This is a genomic window from Mycobacterium sp. 852002-40037_SCH5390672 (assembly GCF_001665875.1).
Classification (GTDB): domain Bacteria; phylum Actinomycetota; class Actinomycetes; order Mycobacteriales; family Mycobacteriaceae; genus Mycobacterium.
In genome coordinates, this window is the sequence record NZ_LZTA01000129.1 from 16,978 (window position 1) to 33,337 (window position 16,360).

Consider the following 16,360-nt stretch of genomic DNA (forward strand, 5'->3'; position numbering starts at 1 on the left):
CTGGTCGTGCGCGGGTCCATTTCCCGCGCAGGTACGGCCCGCTCGCCGGTTATGCAGGTAAGGGCATAGCCGCAGATAGAGCCATATCCGCCGGCTGGGAGGCTTGGTGAAGGTGCAGAGAGGTCACATGCGCAAGCTGATCGGAAGCACGCTGGTCAGCTTGACGACCACAGCACTGGCCGCGGTATTGCTGGCGCCCACTGCGGTGGCGAGTCCGATCGGCGACGCCGAAGCCGCGATCATGGCCGCATGGGACAAGGCCGGCGGTGACACCTCACCACTGGGCGCCCGCAAGGGCGATGTGTACCCCGTCGGGGACGGCTTTGCCCTGGATTTCGACGGCGGCAAGATGTTCTTCACCCCGGCCACCGGGGCGAAATTCGCCTACGGGCCCGTGCTGGACAAGTACGAGTCGCTCGGTGGGCCGGCCGGCAGCGATCTGGGGTTCCCGGCCATCAACGAAGTGCCGGGCCTGGCCGGTCCGGACAGCCGGGTAATCACCTTCTCGGCCAGCGACAAGCCGGTAATTTTCTGGACGCCCGAGCACGGCCCGTACGTGGTGCGCGGCGCCCTCAACGCCGCCTGGGACAAGCTGGGCAGTTCGGGCGGGGTTCTCGGTGTGCCGGTGGGCGACGAGACCTACAGCGGCGAGGTGTCCTCGCAGAAATTCAGCGGCGGCCAGGTCTCGTGGAACCGGCAGACGAAGCAGTTCACCACCGAACCCCCGGCGCTGGCCGACCAGTTGAAGGGATTACAGGTCGCGATCGATCCCACCGCGGCGATCAACACGGCCTGGCGCGCGGCCGGCGGACCCACTGGACCCTTGGGCGCCAAGCAGGGCGGGCAATATCCCGTCGGCGGTGACGGAATCGCCCAGAACTTCGCGGGCGGCAAGGTCTTCTTCACCCCGGCCACCGGCGCGAACGCCGTCGAGAGCGACATTCTGGCGAAGTACGAGGCGCTGGGCGGACCGATCGGCAGCGATCTGGGATTCCCCACCACCAACGAAACCGACGGCGGCATAGGGTCTTCCAGCCGGATATGCACCTTCTCCGCCGCCGACAAGCCGGTCATCTTCTGGACGTCCGACCACGGCGCGTTCGTCGTGCGCGGGGCGATGAAGGCCGCGTGGGACAAGCTGCGCGCTCCCGCCGGCAAACTCGGAGCGCCGGTCGGCGACCAGGCGGTGAACGGTGACGTGATTTCGCAGCCGTTCACCGGCGGCAAGGTCTCGTGGAACCGGGCGAAGAACACGTTCAGCACGGAACCGTCCAATCTGGCGCCGTTGCTGTCCGGCCTGCAGGTGTCGGGTCAGAACCAGCCGAGCAATTCGGCCATGCCGTCGCATGCCAAGAAGTTCACCTGGCACTGGTGGTGGCTGATGGCCGCCATTCCGGTGCTGGTGCTGCTCGTGCTGTTGGTGTGGGTGCTGTTCGTCTGGCGCCGGCGCCGGCCCGGGCACGAGGACGCCGCGGGTTATGCGCCCGATCAAGGCGGGGACTTCGGCTACGACGCCGATGGGAGCTGGGGACCGGATGATCCGGACCTCGACGCCGAGTCGTTCGGTCTCGCCGCTCCGGAACAGGCACCGGACGCCGGGCGCGTCAGCTGGCAACGTCAGGTTCCGGCCGAGCGCGAATACGGGTTCGAGGAGGAAGATCCCGACGCCATCGACACCGACTCCATCCCGGTCGTCTCCGAGGAGATGCTGGCCGAGGCGGACTATCCCGATGCCGGAGCCGACTACACCGACTACACCGACGCCGTTCCCGAGGTTGCCGAGTCCGAGACGGCGGACGACGCCGCCTACGTCGACGCCGAGGACCCCGATGCCGGTTATTCCGAGCAGGGATATGCGGACGACGAATATCCCGACGTCGCCGTTCCCGGCACCGCGCCGGACAGCGACGACGCGACCGGCGCCCTGGAAACCGCCGAGCCGGAGGACGAATACCTTGACCTGGCAACCCCGGAGCCGGATGTCGAGTCTGAAGCGGACACCACGGCGGAAGCCGACGCCGTGGTCGCCGGTGCGGTTGCGGCCGGGTCGCCGGCGCGAAGCGGTCGGCACGCCGCCGCGGACGCCGAGGACGGCTCGGAAAACGGTCTGGCGGGCCCGGAGGGACGGCCCACGATCCACCTGCCGCTCGACGACCCATACCAGGCGCCCGACGGATACCCGATCAAGGCCAGCGCTCGGTACGGCCTGTATTACACGCCGGGCAGCGACCTGTATCAGGACACGCTGGCCGAAATCTGGTTGTCGAGCGAAGAAGTCGCTCAGGCCAACGGGTTCACCAGGGCCGACTGACTGGGCGTGCTTTCGCGTCAGACCTTGCGGATGACCGTGACGACCTTGCCCAGCACGCTCGCGTCGTTACCGGGGATGGGATCGAACGCCGGGTTGTGCGGCATCAGCCACACCTGACCGCCGGCGCGTTTGAACGTCTTGACGGTGGCTTCGCCGTCGATCATGGCCGCGACGATGTCGCCGTTGTCGGCGACGTTCTGCTGACGCACCACCACCCAGTCGCCGTCGCAGATCGCGGCCTCGACCATCGAGTCACCGACCACCTTGAGCAGGAAAAGCGTGCCCTCGCCGACCAATTCGCGTGGCAGGGGGAAGACATCTTCGACGGCCTCTTCGGCCAGGATGGGTCCGCCGGCCGCGATGCGCCCGAGCACCGGAACGAACGTGGGTTCCGGCAGCGCATCCGAGCCGGCCACCTCTGTGGCGGGCACCGCCACGTCGTCGTCGGAACCACGGACATCGACCGCTCGCGGGCGGTTCGGGTCGCGGCGCAGGTATCCCTTGCGCTCCAGGGTGCGCAGCTGGTGCGCCACCGATGACGTCGACGTCAGCCCGACGGCGTCGCCGATCTCCCGGATGCTCGGCGGGTAGCCGCGGCTGGTGACCGAGGCGCGGATGACGTTCAAAATGGTGCGCTGCCGTTCGGTCAGCGCGGAATTCACGGAGTGCAGCCGACCGCCGGGACCGGCCGATGAACTGTCGTTGCTGTCGCCCATGGAACTGAATGTAGCCGCACCGCGAACAAGAATCAAACATGTGTTCGACTGGCGTGTCGTCCCGTTCGGATCGGCCGCGAAAAAGGCGCGGAGTCGGGTGAATCACAAATGTGTAACTCTTACAGATATCGGGTATTTGTGCCTCGTGACAGTGGTAGAGGCCGACGAACTTGTCGGTGGTGTGATCTAGCGTTTGCTCGTGCGACACGCTTCGCTCAAATGTTCGGGTTTCGAACACACAGGCGATTAGAGTCGAACACACGAGCGAGAGCTAGTTGACCGGAGGAACGAAGATGACAGTCATCCACACGCCTGCGCCGCGTAACAGCAGTCTTCGGCGCCCGATCAACGGACCCGTCCAGGGCCCTCGGTATGGACGCGACGTCCTGACGCGGTCCCGCAGACCGGCGCCCCCGCGACCGGCGGGCGCGGCGACGCGCTACTACGGCACCGGAGTGGCAAGGTCTGTCGCCCCGCACCGCAGGCGCTGCACCACCTGGGCGTCGACCCTCGGCTTGGCTCTGGCGGCCGGGGCGATCACGCTGTGGCTGGGTCTCGTCGCGAACGTCGGCCAGGCGCTCAACGGTGACTCCACGAATTCCGCGGCTCACGTTCCCGACCGGCTGGCCGTCGTCCGCGTCGATGCTGGGGAGTCCCTTCAGGACTTCGCCCACCGGGTGGCGCCCGACGCGCCGACCACCCAGGTCGCCGACCGCATCCGCGAACTCAACGATCTGCACTCACCCACCCTGATGGCGGGCCAAACGCTCATCGCTCCGATCGAATGACAACCGTTGTGCGAACGCGACTCCGTTAGCCGCGCAGGTCAGCGCGCGGGTACGCTCAAAGTCCTGCGGTAGTTGTCGGCACGGCGAAGGAGCGGTCATGCACTGTCCGTTCTGCCGTCATCCCGATTCACGGGTGATCGACTCGCGCGAAACCGATGAAGGGCAGGCCATCCGGCGACGCCGATCCTGTCCCGAGTGCGGACGACGCTTCACCACCGTGGAGACCGCGGTCATGGCGGTGGTCAAGCGCAGTGGCGTCACCGAGCCGTTCAGCAGGGAGAAGGTCATCAGCGGCGTCCGCCGGGCCTGTCAGGGGCGGCAGGTCGATGACGATGCGCTGAATCTGCTGGCCCAGCAGGTCGAAGACACCGTGCGCGCCGCAGGCTCACCCGAGATCCCCAGTCACGAGGTCGGTCTGGCCATTCTGGGGCCGTTGCGCGACCTCGACGAGGTGGCCTACCTGCGGTTCGCCTCCGTGTATCGCTCTTTTGAGTCCGCCGACGATTTCGAGCGCGAGATCCAGACGCTGCGTGAGCACCGGGGAGTGGCAACGCCGGGCTGACGGAACTTCGCGCATGATGTCCGCCTAGGCTCGGTTTCATGCCCACTGACTTGCATCCCGACCTTGCGGCCCTGGCCCCGCTCCTTGGGACCTGGTCCGGCCAGGGCGCGGGAAAGTACCCGACGATCCCGCCCTTCGACTATCTCGAAGAAGTCGTGTTCTCCCACGTCGGTAAACCGTTTCTGGCCTACGGGCAGAAAACCAGGGCGGCGGCCGACGGCAAGCCGTTGCACGCCGAAACCGGATACCTTCGGGTACCGCAGCCGGGTGACGTCGAACTGGTTCTGGCGCACCCCAGCGGCATCACCGAAATCGAGGTCGGCACCTATTCGGTCACCGGTGGCCTCATCGAAATGCAGATGTCCACCAAGTCCGTCGGGTTGACTCCCAGCGCCAAAGAGGTGACGGCGCTTGGCCGTTCCTTCCGCATCGACGGCGACGAGCTTTCCTACACCGTGCAGATGGGTGCGGTCGGGCAACCCCTGCAGGACCACCTCGCCGCGGTGCTGCACCGGCAGCGCTGAGCTACTCGCGATGGCTGGGGGCGTCAGTCCAGGTGTCGCACACCGTCATTGACGACCCGCCCGGCCACCCCGACCCAGCCTTCGGCGCTCCACGTCGTTTCGATGACGGAGCCCTTGCCCTGGGTGATCCGCAGGCTCTGGCTCAGGTAATCGGTGATCCGCATCGCCGCCGAACCGGTTGCCTCGTCCTCGACCACACCGAGGTTGGCGGCGAACATGCGCACCCGCAGCGACCCGGTCGCCCGGTCGGTCCAGGCCCATAGGTAGTGCGCGGTGTCGTCGGGAAAATCCGCCGGGTCGGCGGCGAGAACCTCGGCGGCCGAGGCGAGTTCGTGTAGGGCGAAGTCGGGCGCCCAGTCGGCGCGGGCATTGATGCTGGCGCGGTGCTCGTCGTAGCCCACCTGCACGATCCCGGCGGGCACCCGCAGCGTGTTGATCGGCGAACCCTTCTCGCGCAGCCACCAGGTGGCCCCGATGGTGGGATGGCCGGCGAAGGGCAGTTCGGTTCGCGGCGTGTAGATGGTGGCGTGCGCGGTGGCGGAGCCCGTGCCCGGAAGGTCAACGAAAACCGTCTCGCTGTAGCCCAATTGGGTTGCCAGTCGCTGTCGGTCCGCGAGCTCGACCCGGCCGGCCTCCACCACGCCCAGTGGATTACCGAAATTGCCGTCCGAATCGGTGAATACCCGCAACACCGTCACGTCGATCCCCATGGCCCGACTGTACGGCGCGGGACCCGGCCGCAGCGATCACGGTGATCAGGTGGCGCTGCGTTCGTCGGAACCCATGGCGTTCAGCACGGCGACGCGAGTGCGAGTGGGGCCCGAGACAGCCTGCTCGCCGCCGCCGGTGCGGAGCAAGCCTCGAAGGTTGGCCTGGTCGTATTCGGCGGGCTCGGTGGAATCGATGAAGCGCTCGACGACGTCGATGAATCGGGCCGGGTCGTCGTGAAAGGGGAAGTGACCGGAGCCCTCGAAGATTTCGAGGCGGGAGCCGGGCATCGCGGCGTGCGCCATCCGTGCGTGACGGACCGGAACCACCACATCCTTTGTGCCCCAGACAATCTGCACCGGGATGGCTTCGGTCAAATAACATCGGTCGAGCATGGTGACGATCTGTCCGCGCCAATCCACCACCGCCCGCAGCGTCCGGCTGAACGCCGCAGACGCCGTCGGTTCGGGCAGATCGTCGAGGATCCGCAGCACGTTGGGCAGATCTCGGCCCAGGCCGCTGCTGCCCAGCGCGATGCCCAGGACGCGTCCCATGAGCTGAACCGCCGGCAACACCAGCGGCAGCCGCAGCACGGCGATCGCTTCACTGCCCATCGGCAGCGAAGCGCACCGCAAGACGAAGTTGACGTCCTTGGTCACACCGCCGGCGCCGACCAGGATCAACCGTTCCACCAAATGCGGGAATTGGTAGGCGAATTGCATGGCAACGCCGCCGCCCAGCGAGTGGCCGATGATGGTGACGCGCTCGAGGTCGAGCACGCTGAGCAGGTCACGCATCCCGTTCGCATACGCCGCAATGGAGTAGTCCGCGCGCGGCTTGTCGGATCGCCCGTGGCCCAGCAGATCCGGGGCGATCACCGTGAAACGCTGGGCGAGCTTGGCCTGCACGGTGTTCCACGTGGTGGAGTTGTCGCCGATGCCGTGGATCAGCAGGATCGCCGGCCCGGAGCCGGCGATGCGGTAGGCCCGCTTGTAACCGTGGATGGTGCGGAATTCGAGTTTGGGTGCGGTGACTTCACGCACCGGGCGGAGCGTGGGATTGCGCTTCCGCTCGGTCATATCGCCAACCTTGGTGTCGGGCCGGGCTAAGGGCGGTCTGGCTAGGGGTGCTTGCTACGTGGGTCAGGCATGATCGTCGTCGTCGAACTTCTTCTCCGCCTGCTGGGCCAGGAATCGCTCGAACTCCGCGCCTAGCTCGTCGCCGCTAGGCAGATCCTCGTCGCGAGCTAGTAACGATCTGTTCTCCTGAGCGTCGATGAACGCATCGTACTGGCGCTCGAGCGCGGCCACCACTTGAGCGACCTCTGCGCTCGCCTCGACCTGCTCGTCGATCTTGGCCCGAATCACTTCGGCCGCTTCGGCCAACGCGGTCACGGGCAGCTCGAGTGACGCGGTCTTGGCGACCTGCTCGAGCAACGCCTGGGCGGCGGCCGGGTAGTCGGTCTGCGTGAGGTAGTGCGGGACGTGCACGGTGTAGCCGACGACCTCATGGCCGTGCTGGCCCATCCGGTATTCCAGCAAGTTGGACGCGCTGCCGGGAACCTGGATTTCCGAGATCCAGGGCTGGAAGTTGGCGATCAACTCCGGGTTGTTCGAGTGTGCGGTCATGGTGGTCGGCCGGGTGTGCGGAACCGCCATCGGGACGGTGCCCAGGCCGATGGTCTGGCGCACGCCGAGGCGCTCGGCCAGCAGTCGCACCGCGGTGATGAAGCGCTCCCACTTGAGATCCGGTTCCATGCCGGCCAGCAACAGGAACGGCGTGCCGATCGCGTCACGCATCGCGTACAGGCTCAGTTCGGGATCCTCGTAGTGGGTGAAGTGATCGGTTTTGAACGTCATCAGTGGCCGACGCGAGCGGTAGTCCAGCAATTCGTCGATCGCGAAGGACGCGACCAGCTCGGTGTCCAGCACCGCCTTGAGATGTGCGGCCGCCAGCTTGATGGCATGTCCGGCGTCGGAAAAGCCTTCCAGAGCATGCACCAGCACGGGGCCGCGTCCGTCGGACGTCGACAACTGCGGCGCCGGCAGCTCGAGCTCGTACATGCCAGCCTGCCCTGGCTGGTACTGATCACCTGGGTCTTGATGGTGAGCCATGGGGATCGCCTCCTCTCGGGGGTCTATCCAGGGTGCCCTACCCAGTGTCCCCCGAATCAGGCGGCACCCACATTCATCAGCGAACTCTGCGTCACGCTGGTAGCTGAAACGTGATAATTCCCACGCGTAATCCGGCAAGAACATCTCCGGGGTCACCGGCGTGTGCGCCAGCAAACCCGTGGCGCACCGCGATGTATGGAAGTCGGCTTGCCGCCCGCCGGTCAGGCATGATGAAGGCGATGCGCATTCGGATCCTGATGCTCTGCTCGGTGGTGGGGGTGGCGACGTCGCTGGCGTCGTGTCACCGTCCCGTCGAGCATGTCTCGGGTGCTCCGGTTTCCGCCCCGCGGGTCGGCGGTCCGGTGCAGCGGCTCAGCCAGCCCGAGCAGAAGGCCGTCGCGGGTCCGGTGGAGCCGGATCGGCGCATCGGGGCGATCTTTATCGACGGCGGCCCCCTGCACGTGTGCACCGGTTCGGTGGTGCACTCGACGGGCGGCAACCTCATAATGACCGCCGCGCACTGCCTGGCCGGGGCCTCGCTGATCACCTTCGTTCCCGGATTCGCCGGGGATGCCGCACCCGGACCCGCCGATGTGTGGAAGGCCGACGCGGTCTACCTCGATCCACGCTGGATGGCCAGCAAGGACCCGCATGCCGACTACGCGGTCGCGCGGGTCAGCAACGACGCCGGCGCTCCCGTCGAGTCGCGCGTCGGCCTCGCGCTGACGTTGGGTGTGACACCTCCACCGGGCAGCCGCGTCACCGTGCTGGGGTATCCCGCCGGCGTGGGCGGCTCGCCGATCGGATGTCAGGCCAGCACGTCGGTCACTGACACCGGCTTTCCCGCCTTGGCCTGCGAAGGGCTGGTGGACGGCACCAGTGGCGCACCCTGGGTCAGCGGCACCACGCTCATCGGTGTGATCGGTGGTCTCGAGCGGGGTGGATGCGCCGCGAACATGTCGTATTCGGCGCCGTTCGACGCGCAAACCGCGGAGTTACTGACCCGCGCCGAGGCGGGCGGGCCCGGCGACCCGATCCCCAACGACCTCCAAGACGCCTGTTAGTGGCGATCGCCAGCGCGGCGGAGCCGGGCGCAGCGGGTCGCCACCATCACAGTTAGTGGCGATCGCCAGCGCGGCGGAGCCGGGCGCAGCGGGTCGCCACCATCACAGTTAGTGGCGGAACGCGTTGAGCGCCCGGACTTTGTTCATCACGTCAAGCGCCGCCACCTTGTAGGCCTCGGAGAACGTGGGGTAGTTGAACACCGCGTCCACCAGGTACTCCACCGTGCCGCCGCAGCCCATCACGGCCTGCCCGATGTGCACCATCTCGGTGGCGCTGGTCCCGAAGATGTGCACGCCGAGCACCTTGAGGTCCTCGGTGGACACCAGGAGCTTGAGCATTCCGTAGGAGTCGCCGGCGATCTGGCCGCGGGCCAGCTCCCGGTACCTGGCCACCCCGACCTCGTAGGGAACCGAGCTCTTCGTCAGCTCCACCTCGGTGGCACCGACGTAGGAGACCTCGGGGATGGAGTAGATGCCGATCGGTTGCAGCTCGGTGATGCCGCCGCACGCTTCCCCGAACGCGTGGTAGGCGGCCAGCCGGCCCTGCTCCATCGAGGTCGCGGCCAAGGCGGGGAAGCCGATCACGTCGCCGACGGCATAGATGTGCGGCACCTTGGTCGCGAAATTGTGGTCGACAAAGATCCGCCCGCGGTTGTCGGCCTCCAGCTCGGCGTTGTGCAGATCGAGGTGATCGGTCTGGCCCTGTCGCCCGGCCGAATACATCACCGTCTCGGCGGGAATCTGCTTGCCGCTGGCCAGGGTGGTGACGGTGCCCGCCGACCCGACGTCGACCGCGGTCACCTCCTCACCGAACCGGAACGTCACCGCCAAGTCGCGCAGGTGGAACTTCAGCGCCTCGACGACTTCGGGGTCGCAGAAGTCGAGCATGTCATCGCGCTTCTCCACGACGGTGACCTTGGTGCCCAGTGCGGCGAACATCGAGGCGTATTCGATGCCGATGACACCGGCGCCGACCACCACCATCGAGGCGGGCAGCGACTTGAGGTCGAGAATCCCGTCGGAGTCGAGCACCCGGTGTTCGTCGAACTCGACGCCGGAGGGCCGAGCCGGCCTGGTGCCGGAGGCGATGACGACGTATTTGCCACTGATGGTTATCTTTTCGCGCCGCGACGGGTCTTCGACCTCGATGGTGTGCGGGTCGACGAAACGGCCGTGGCCGATCAGCAGGTCGATGCGGTTGCGCATCAGCTGATTGCGCACCACGTCGACTTCCTTGCCGATCACGTGCTGGGTGCGGGCCAGCAGATCGGCCGGGGTGATCTTCTCCTTCACCCGGTAGCTCGCGCCGTAGAGTTCGCGCTGGCTCATACCGGTGAGGTAGAGGACCGCCTCGCGCAACGTCTTTGACGGGATGGTGCCGGTCTGGACGCACACACCGCCCAGCATTTGGCCGCGTTCGACGACGGCGACCGACTTACCAAGCTTGGCCGAGGCGATGGCGGCCTTCTGCCCGCCGGGCCCAGACCCGATGACCACCATGTCGTACTCTTGCGGCGAACTCATGGCCTAAACAGTAGGGCAGCACAACGCACAGTGCTGGGTTCATCCACAGGTCCGCTGCCACGATCGCGCACGTGCGCACCGGTTGACGGTGGCGGCCGTCAGCGTTGTGTTCATGACGACGCATCGAGAAGACTTTGAACTTTCGCGCCCCGGCGCACTCATCGCCGCGCTGCCGGCCGTTCTCGGCTTCGTTCCCGAAAATTCATTGATATTGGTGTCTTTGGGTGACGGGGAACTCGGGTCGGTGATGCGTGTCGACCTCTCCGACGAGCTTGTCGATCGGGTGGGGCACCTGGCGGAGGTCGCCGCCGCGGCGGCGCCGGAGGCGGTGATCGCGGTGATCGTCGACGCGGACGGGGCCTACTGTCCAAGCTGTAATGAGGAATACCGGCAGCTGTCGGTGGCGCTCGCAGAAGCTTTGTCGCAGCACAACATTGAGCTATGGGCCACTCACGTGGTGGACCAGGTGGCCCTCGGTGGGCGCTGGCATTGCGCCGAGGGCTGCGGGTCGAGCGGCGTCGTCGCAGACCCCGCGGCCTCCCCACTGGCCGCCGCGGCGGTGCTGGAAGGCAGGCGGCTCTATCCACGGCGCGCCGACCTGCAGGCGGTCATCGCGCCCGACGACGCGGCGCGCAGCGCCGCGCTGGCCGGCGCGGTCAGGCAGCAGGCCGCCCGGCGCAGGGCGGCGCATCGTGCGCATCCGATTCGCTGCACCCGCGGCGACGTGGAGACGGCGATGGACGCCGCCGCCCGGGTCGCGGCCGGGGAATCGTTGTCCGACGCGGAGGTGGCGACGCTGGGTTGTGCGCTGAGCGACGCGCAGGTGCGCGACATCCTGTATGCCCTTGCGGTCGGGGAGAGCGCCGGCGAGGTCGAGACGCTGTGGGCGCAGCTGGCGCGCACGTTGCCCCCGCCGTGGCGGATCGAGGCGCTGGTCCTGCTCGCGTTCAGCGCGTACGCCCGCGGCGACGGACCGCTCGCCGGGGTGTCGCTGCAGGAGGCGCTGCGTTGTGAACCCGACCATCGCATGGCGGGCATGCTGGACACCGCTTTGCAGTCGGGTCTGCGGCCCGAGGACATCCGGGACCTGGCGCTGACCGGCTATCGGCTGGCCAAGCGGTTCGGCGTGCAACTACCGCCGCGACGACCGTTCGGCCGCAGGGCGGGATAGGTGGGCAAGAAAGCCCCGGATCAGACCTTTTCGACCTTGACCGCGTGCGCCATCTCGTGCGGCAGGGTGACGTTCTCGTGGCCCGGAATGACGATGGTCACCCCGGCGGAGCCGGTCTCGACGGTGACGCGCGCGTTGGGCACGACGCCGGCGTCCTTCAGGCGCGAGATCAGGTCGATGTCGCCCTGGACGTGTTCGGTCAACTGGCGCACCACCACGGCCACCGGCGCGCCGGCGGGCAACTCCGTCAGCCGGACCAGGGGGCCGTCCTCGGACCAGGACTCGGGGCCCACACCCAGGTCCAGAAGCCCGGGGATCGGGTTGCCGAAGGGCGAGGTGGTCGGGTTGTTGAGCACCTTCATCAACCGCCGCTCGACGTCCTCGCTCATCACGTGCTCCCAGCGGCACGCCTCGGCGTGGACCTCTTCCCAGGGCAACCCGATGACGTCGACCAGCAATCGTTCCGCGAGGCGATGCTTGCGCATCACCGAAACGGCCAGCGCCCGGCCCTTGTCGGTGAGCTCGAGGTGGCGGTCGCCGGCCACGTGGAGTAAACCGTCCCGCTCCATGCGCGACACGGTTTGGCTGACAGTCGGCCCGCTCTGATCGAGGCGCTCGGCGATTCGGGCACGCAGCGGCGTCACGCCCTCTTCTTCGAGGTCGTAGATGGTCCGCAGGTACATCTCGGTGGTGTCAACCAGGTCGTTCATTCAGCACCCTCCGTCGACGCTGAGTCTACTTGCCCAGCTGCGCGAATGGTTGTAACGCCTCCCAGGCAAGCAGTATGCCCGCCGCTGACGCGGCGGGCATACCGTCTGCTACCTAGCTTGAGTGAGGTGTTAGCTCGCGTACGACCGTAGCCTGTCGGCGCGTTCCCCGTTGCGGAGTTTGGACATTACGTCCCGCTCGATTTGGCGGACCCGCTCGCGGGACAGGCCGAACAGCTTGCCGATCTGGTCCAGGGTGCGCGGCTGGCCGTCGTCCAGGCCGAACCGCAACCGGATCACCTGGTGCTCACGTTCGTCCAGGGTGGCCAGCACGCTGCGGATGTCGGTGTGCAGCAGTTCGGAGATCACCGCGTTCTCGGCCGACATCGCTTCGGCGTCCTCGATGAAGTCGCCCAGGGGTGCCTCTTCCTCGGAGCCGACGGGCATGTCCAGGCTTACCGGGTCGCGGCTGTGCTCCAGCAGGTCGTTGATCTTTTCGACCGGGATGCCGGACTCGGCGGCCAGTTCCTCGTCGGTGGCCTCGCGTCCCAGGTTCTGGTGCATCTCGCGCTTGATCCGCGCCAGCTTGTTGACCTGCTCCACGAGATGAACCGGCAGCCGGATGGTGCGGCTCTGGTCGGCCATGCCGCGGGTGATGGCCTGACGGATCCACCACGTGGCGTAGGTCGAGAACTTGAATCCCTTTGTGTAGTCGAACTTTTCCATCGCGCGGATCAGTCCGAGGTTGCCCTCCTGGATCAGGTCCAGCAACGGCATGCCGCGACCCGTGTACCGCTTGGCCAGCGACACCACCAGACGCAGGTTCGCCTCCAGCAGGTGGCGACGCGCCGCCTGACCATCGCGCACCACGGCCTCTAGATCGCGTTTACGGTTCTCCCCGAGGCGCTTACGCGTTCCAAGCAGGTGTTCGGCATACAGCCCGGCCTCGATGCGCTTCGCCAGTTCGACTTCGCCGGCCGCATTGAGCAGGGCCGTCTTACCGATCCCGTTCAGATATACGCGCACCAGATCCGCTGCGGGGCTTTGAGCATCCAGATCGCCGTCAAATCTGCTCGTGCTGGCGTTCGCCATAGCGACCTCCCGTTCGGCTTTGTTCTGTCATGGAGTTCAACGACAGATCAGCTCTGAGAGTTCCCGGCGATTCCTCATCTCACACGTGTTGACGTGCACAAATGTGCCGCAGACCTGAGAATGTCCTGAGAAGCGGGCGGTGGCGGCACCCGCGGCGGAAACGACCGCTAGCCGTGATCGATTCCGTCCCGCGCGCCCGAAGGCCACTCCGGCTGCGGGTGTCGCGGAGGCTCGAGCGCCGGGTGTTCGGCCCGGGGGAACAGGGGAGTGTGCTGGCGGGCACTGTCGAATCGGCGCGGCTCGTCGGCACTGCGCGGCGGCCGATCGTTGGCGATCAGCACGGCCATCCAGGGCAGCGGGATTGAGGCCGCCAAGATCGCCAGGGAGATCAGTCCGTTGTGCCACGCGCCGTAGGCGACCGCGGCCAGGATGAGCGCCGGAATCCGGAATGCCATCAAGGTGAGGTACTTACGGACCCGCGCACGATGTTGCTCCTCGTAGGAGGTCGCGGCGGCGGTGATAAGCACTGGGCGGCCTTTGTTGCCGTCAAAGTCATCGAATTTGCCGTCGAACCCCGGGTCGGAGCCGTGCTTCATTTCTCCACTGTCCCACAACCGGCCGATTCCGGCTCGGACCGGTTTCAGCGCCCGCGGGCAGTGCACAATGTCAGGTATGCAGACCCAAACGATCGAACGCACCGAGACCGACGAACGCGTCGACGACGGGACCGGCAGCGACACCCCGAAGTACTTCCATTACGTCAAGAAGGACAAGATCGCCGAGAGCGCGGTGATGGGCAACCACGTCGTCGCGTTGTGCGGCGAGGTATTTCCGGTCACCAAGGCGGCCAAGCCGGGCTCACCGGTCTGCCCGGACTGCAAGCAGATCTACGACCGGATGAAGAAGGGCTGATCAGCCGGGCGGCTCCGCCGGCGCGACGTCGCGTTGTTGCGTCGCGGGATTCGCGATCGGGCTGGCGAGAGTCTCCACCGTCCGCTTCAAGGCGGGCGAACGCGTGAACAGCCATTTGCGCAGCCGGTGGGCGTGGGTCCGGGGTGCGGGGAATTCCTCCTGGACGGCGGCGTTGAGTTCGGCGCCGAGCATGATCGCGAAACCGCCGAAGAACGCGAACAACAGGAACGCGATGGGCGTGGAGAGCGCGCCGTAGGTGTAGCCGGTGCTTGTGATCCACCTCAGATAGAACCGCAGGCCGAGCGTCGCGGTGACGAACACCGTGGTCGCCAGCATTGCGCCCAGGATCAGCCGGTGCGACGGCAACGGTTCGGGCAGTGCGACCCGGTACAGGATCATCACCCCGATCGTCAGACCGACAATCAGCGCCGGGTAGTAGCCGTAGCCCAGGACGTTGGACAGGCCCAGCGGGATGTGTTCGACCACCTTGCGCGGGCCCACCGCCACCAGCGGCGCCGTCGCCACCACGAAGACCAGCATCACCACGTAGAGGAACAGCGCGAACAGGCGCTGGCGCACCGGGTGGCGCAGCGGAGTTTGGTCATGCGCCTCGACCACGGAGTCGACGAACGCCGAGATGGCCGACGACCCCGCCCACAACGAGATGATGAACCCCAGCGACACCACCTCGCCGCGGGCGTTGTTGGCGATGTCGCGGACGGTCGGCTCGATGATCTCGTTGACCACGCTGGGGGAGAACACGCTGTGTGCCGTCGAGATCAGCTGCCGCAGGATGCTCGGCAGCATGTCCGGGCCGAACAGCGGCGCCACGTAGGCCAGCGTGCCCAGTATCCCCAGCAGCAACGGCGGCAGTGATAACGCCGACCAAAAACCAGCCTGAGCCGACTCCGAGAAAATCGAGTCGTCCCAACTCTTGGAAAGAGTCCTCAGGGTGATTCGCCAAATGTGGTGGCGCGACGGTTTTGCGACCTGCTCGCTCATACCCGTCCAGCATTACCGAAGATCGCTCGCACCGCCCACATTGGCGATGGGCGAGTTCGTCCGCGGGCTAGCTTTCGCTGGTCTCCAGCACGGCGGCCAGCTCGGTGAGCTTCGCCTCGTGCTCGTTGGCGTGATGCTGGCAGAAGAGAAGCTCTAGTCCGGAAGGCAGCGTGGCTCGTACACGGGCCGCCGCACCGCAGCGATCGCAGCGGTCGGCCCGGGTCAGTTCTGGACTCGTCAGAGTTGCGTTCATGGCTTCTCCGTTCTCGTGTATTCACTTTCTCAGACGTATGACGTTTTCGCCTTGTTCCCCGATCGTTATCGGGTGTGTCGTTTCTCACGGCCTGGTCAACTTTGGTTTAAGCGGTCTTTAGGGTGTCGGATTGTGACCCTCGCTCCTGACCTCCTGGTGCACCTGTGCGGAACCCAGCAGTGGGCGCAGGCCCGCCGGCGGGGCGGCATCCACCCGGACGCCGCCGGCGGTGGCGACTTCATCCATCTGTCGACACCCGAGCAGGTGCACCTGCCGGCCAACCGGCTCTACCGGGGTCGCCGCGACCTGGTGCTGCTCCACATCGACCCGGCCCGGCTTGCCGCCCCGGTGCGATGGGAGCCGGGGGTACCCACCGATCCGGAGTCGATGTTGTTCCCGCATCTGTACGGTGTGCTGCCGGTGGCCGCTGTGGTCGGGGTCACCGCCTACCCGCCGGCCGACGACGGCTCCTTCCCGCCGATCGCCGGTGACGGTGCCGGGGAGTCGACGTAGGCGTCGGCTTCGATCTCCACCAGCAACTCGGGGGCGATCAGCGCCGAGACTTCGACCATGGTGGCCGCGGGACGTATCGCACCGAAGACCTGCTCGTGCACCGCTGCAACCTCGCGCCAGCGCGAGATGTCGGTGACGTAGATGCGGGTGCGCACCACGTCGGTGAGCGCGGCGCCCGCTTGGTGCAACGCAATCTCGATGCGGCGCAGGGCATCTCGTGTCTGCGCGGCGATATCGCCGGCGGGCCCGGAGCCGGTTGTTCCGGCCACCGCCACATGCGGACCGACCCGCACCGCGCGCGAGTAACCGACCGCCGACTCGAAGGCGGATTCGCCAGAGACCACTTTGCGGTTGGTTGACATGCGGCCACGATAGTCGCCGCGGCGGACCTGGTGCTGA

At 66.8% G+C, this 16,360-nt stretch carries 19 protein-coding genes; 8 read left to right on the forward strand and 11 right to left on the reverse strand.

Translation table 11 applies throughout. From position 1 onward, the window contains the following. The first annotated feature begins 127 nt into the window (after positions 1–127). Complete coding sequence (locus tag A5782_RS23330; protein WP_067104526.1) at positions 128–2,311, forward strand: LGFP repeat-containing protein; 2,184 nt, start codon at positions 128–130, stop codon at positions 2,309–2,311. A 17-nt stretch (positions 2,312–2,328) separates the two neighbouring features. Here A5782_RS23330 and lexA read toward each other — a convergent pair whose 3' ends face one another. Beyond that, positions 2,329–3,027, reverse strand: coding sequence for a transcriptional repressor LexA (lexA, locus tag A5782_RS23335; RefSeq protein WP_067104528.1), 699 nt, complete (start codon positions 3,025–3,027; stop codon positions 2,329–2,331). 293 nt (positions 3,028–3,320) lie between these two features. On the opposite strand from lexA, the gene A5782_RS23340 reads away from it, so the two are divergent. The 3 genes from A5782_RS23340 to A5782_RS23350 all read left to right on the forward strand — a co-directional run bounded on the left by A5782_RS23340 (position 3,321) and on the right by A5782_RS23350 (position 4,901). Beyond that, positions 3,321–3,815 (forward strand): LysM peptidoglycan-binding domain-containing protein, encoded by a 495-nt coding sequence (locus A5782_RS23340; protein WP_067104530.1) that lies wholly within the window; start codon positions 3,321–3,323, stop codon positions 3,813–3,815. Between the two features lie 97 nt (positions 3,816–3,912). Further along, entirely contained in the window at positions 3,913–4,377 is a 465-nt protein-coding gene (gene nrdR, locus A5782_RS23345; protein WP_067104532.1) for a transcriptional regulator NrdR, read from the forward strand. Positions 4,378–4,415: 38 nt separating this feature from the next. After that, the gene (locus tag A5782_RS23350; RefSeq protein WP_067104535.1) at positions 4,416–4,901 is read left to right on the forward strand and encodes a peroxynitrite isomerase; all 486 of its coding nucleotides are present in this window, start codon (positions 4,416–4,418) and stop codon (positions 4,899–4,901) included. A gap of 23 nt (positions 4,902–4,924) precedes the next feature. Here A5782_RS23350 and A5782_RS23355 read toward each other — a convergent pair whose 3' ends face one another. The 3 genes from A5782_RS23355 to A5782_RS23365 all read right to left on the reverse strand — a co-directional run bounded on the left by A5782_RS23355 (position 4,925) and on the right by A5782_RS23365 (position 7,723). Continuing rightward, the gene (locus A5782_RS23355; RefSeq protein WP_067104536.1) at positions 4,925–5,611 is read right to left on the reverse strand and encodes a PhzF family phenazine biosynthesis protein; all 687 of its coding nucleotides are present in this window, start codon (positions 5,609–5,611) and stop codon (positions 4,925–4,927) included. Positions 5,612–5,656: 45 nt separating this feature from the next. Further along, positions 5,657–6,688 (reverse strand): alpha/beta fold hydrolase, encoded by a 1,032-nt coding sequence (locus A5782_RS23360; RefSeq protein WP_067104538.1) that lies wholly within the window; start codon positions 6,686–6,688, stop codon positions 5,657–5,659. A gap of 63 nt (positions 6,689–6,751) precedes the next feature. Continuing rightward, on the reverse strand, positions 6,752–7,723 hold the full coding sequence (locus A5782_RS23365) for a proteasome assembly chaperone family protein (protein WP_067104540.1): 972 nt from the start codon (positions 7,721–7,723) through the stop codon (positions 6,752–6,754). 227 nt (positions 7,724–7,950) lie between these two features. Between A5782_RS23365 and A5782_RS23370 the strand changes: the two genes are divergently transcribed. Next, on the forward strand, positions 7,951–8,787 hold the full coding sequence (locus A5782_RS23370; protein ID WP_067104542.1) for a serine protease: 837 nt from the start codon (positions 7,951–7,953) through the stop codon (positions 8,785–8,787). 108 nt (positions 8,788–8,895) lie between these two features. On the opposite strand, the gene sthA is transcribed toward A5782_RS23370, so the two are convergent. Next, positions 8,896–10,311, reverse strand: coding sequence for a Si-specific NAD(P)(+) transhydrogenase (gene sthA, locus A5782_RS23375; RefSeq protein WP_067104544.1), 1,416 nt, complete (start codon positions 10,309–10,311; stop codon positions 8,896–8,898). 112 nt (positions 10,312–10,423) lie between these two features. Between sthA and A5782_RS23380 the strand changes: the two genes are divergently transcribed. Further along, positions 10,424–11,482, forward strand: a complete 1,059-nt coding sequence (locus A5782_RS23380; protein ID WP_067104677.1) for a DUF4192 domain-containing protein — start codon at positions 10,424–10,426, stop codon at positions 11,480–11,482. 20 nt (positions 11,483–11,502) lie between these two features. Here the strand turns inward: A5782_RS23380 and A5782_RS23385 are convergent, their stop codons facing one another. From A5782_RS23385 to A5782_RS23395, 3 genes are all read right to left on the reverse strand, one after another. After that, positions 11,503–12,192: a metal-dependent transcriptional regulator gene (locus A5782_RS23385; RefSeq protein ID WP_067104546.1), complete on the reverse strand. Its 690-nt coding sequence runs from the start codon at positions 12,190–12,192 to the stop codon at positions 11,503–11,505. Between the two features lie 129 nt (positions 12,193–12,321). Further along, complete coding sequence (gene sigB, locus A5782_RS23390; protein ID WP_067104548.1) at positions 12,322–13,281, reverse strand: sigma-70 family RNA polymerase sigma factor SigB; 960 nt, start codon at positions 13,279–13,281, stop codon at positions 12,322–12,324. Between the two features lie 167 nt (positions 13,282–13,448). Beyond that, positions 13,449–13,895, reverse strand: a complete 447-nt coding sequence (locus A5782_RS23395) for a DUF3099 domain-containing protein (protein ID WP_156624088.1) — start codon at positions 13,893–13,895, stop codon at positions 13,449–13,451. A gap of 58 nt (positions 13,896–13,953) precedes the next feature. On the opposite strand from A5782_RS23395, the gene A5782_RS23400 reads away from it, so the two are divergent. Next, positions 13,954–14,193, forward strand: coding sequence for a DUF3039 domain-containing protein (locus A5782_RS23400; protein ID WP_064879665.1), 240 nt, complete (start codon positions 13,954–13,956; stop codon positions 14,191–14,193). Here A5782_RS23400 and A5782_RS23405 read toward each other — a convergent pair whose 3' ends face one another. Further along, positions 14,194–15,195, reverse strand: coding sequence for a YihY/virulence factor BrkB family protein (locus A5782_RS23405; RefSeq protein WP_067104551.1), 1,002 nt, complete (start codon positions 15,193–15,195; stop codon positions 14,194–14,196). Positions 15,196–15,262: 67 nt separating this feature from the next. After that, complete coding sequence (locus A5782_RS25840; RefSeq protein ID WP_082943065.1) at positions 15,263–15,448, reverse strand: hypothetical protein; 186 nt, start codon at positions 15,446–15,448, stop codon at positions 15,263–15,265. Positions 15,449–15,577: 129 nt separating this feature from the next. Between A5782_RS25840 and A5782_RS23410 the strand changes: the two genes are divergently transcribed. Then, on the forward strand, positions 15,578–15,961 hold the full coding sequence (locus A5782_RS23410) for a DUF952 domain-containing protein (RefSeq protein ID WP_369815673.1): 384 nt from the start codon (positions 15,578–15,580) through the stop codon (positions 15,959–15,961). Here A5782_RS23410 and A5782_RS23415 read toward each other — a convergent pair. After that, positions 15,895–16,323 carry a RidA family protein gene (locus tag A5782_RS23415; protein ID WP_067104555.1) on the reverse strand — a complete coding sequence of 143 codons (429 nt, stop codon included), beginning with the start codon at positions 16,321–16,323 and terminating at the stop codon, positions 15,895–15,897. The two genes, A5782_RS23410 and A5782_RS23415, sit on opposite strands and share 67 nt — an antisense overlap. Between the last annotated feature and the right edge of the window lie 37 nt (positions 16,324–16,360).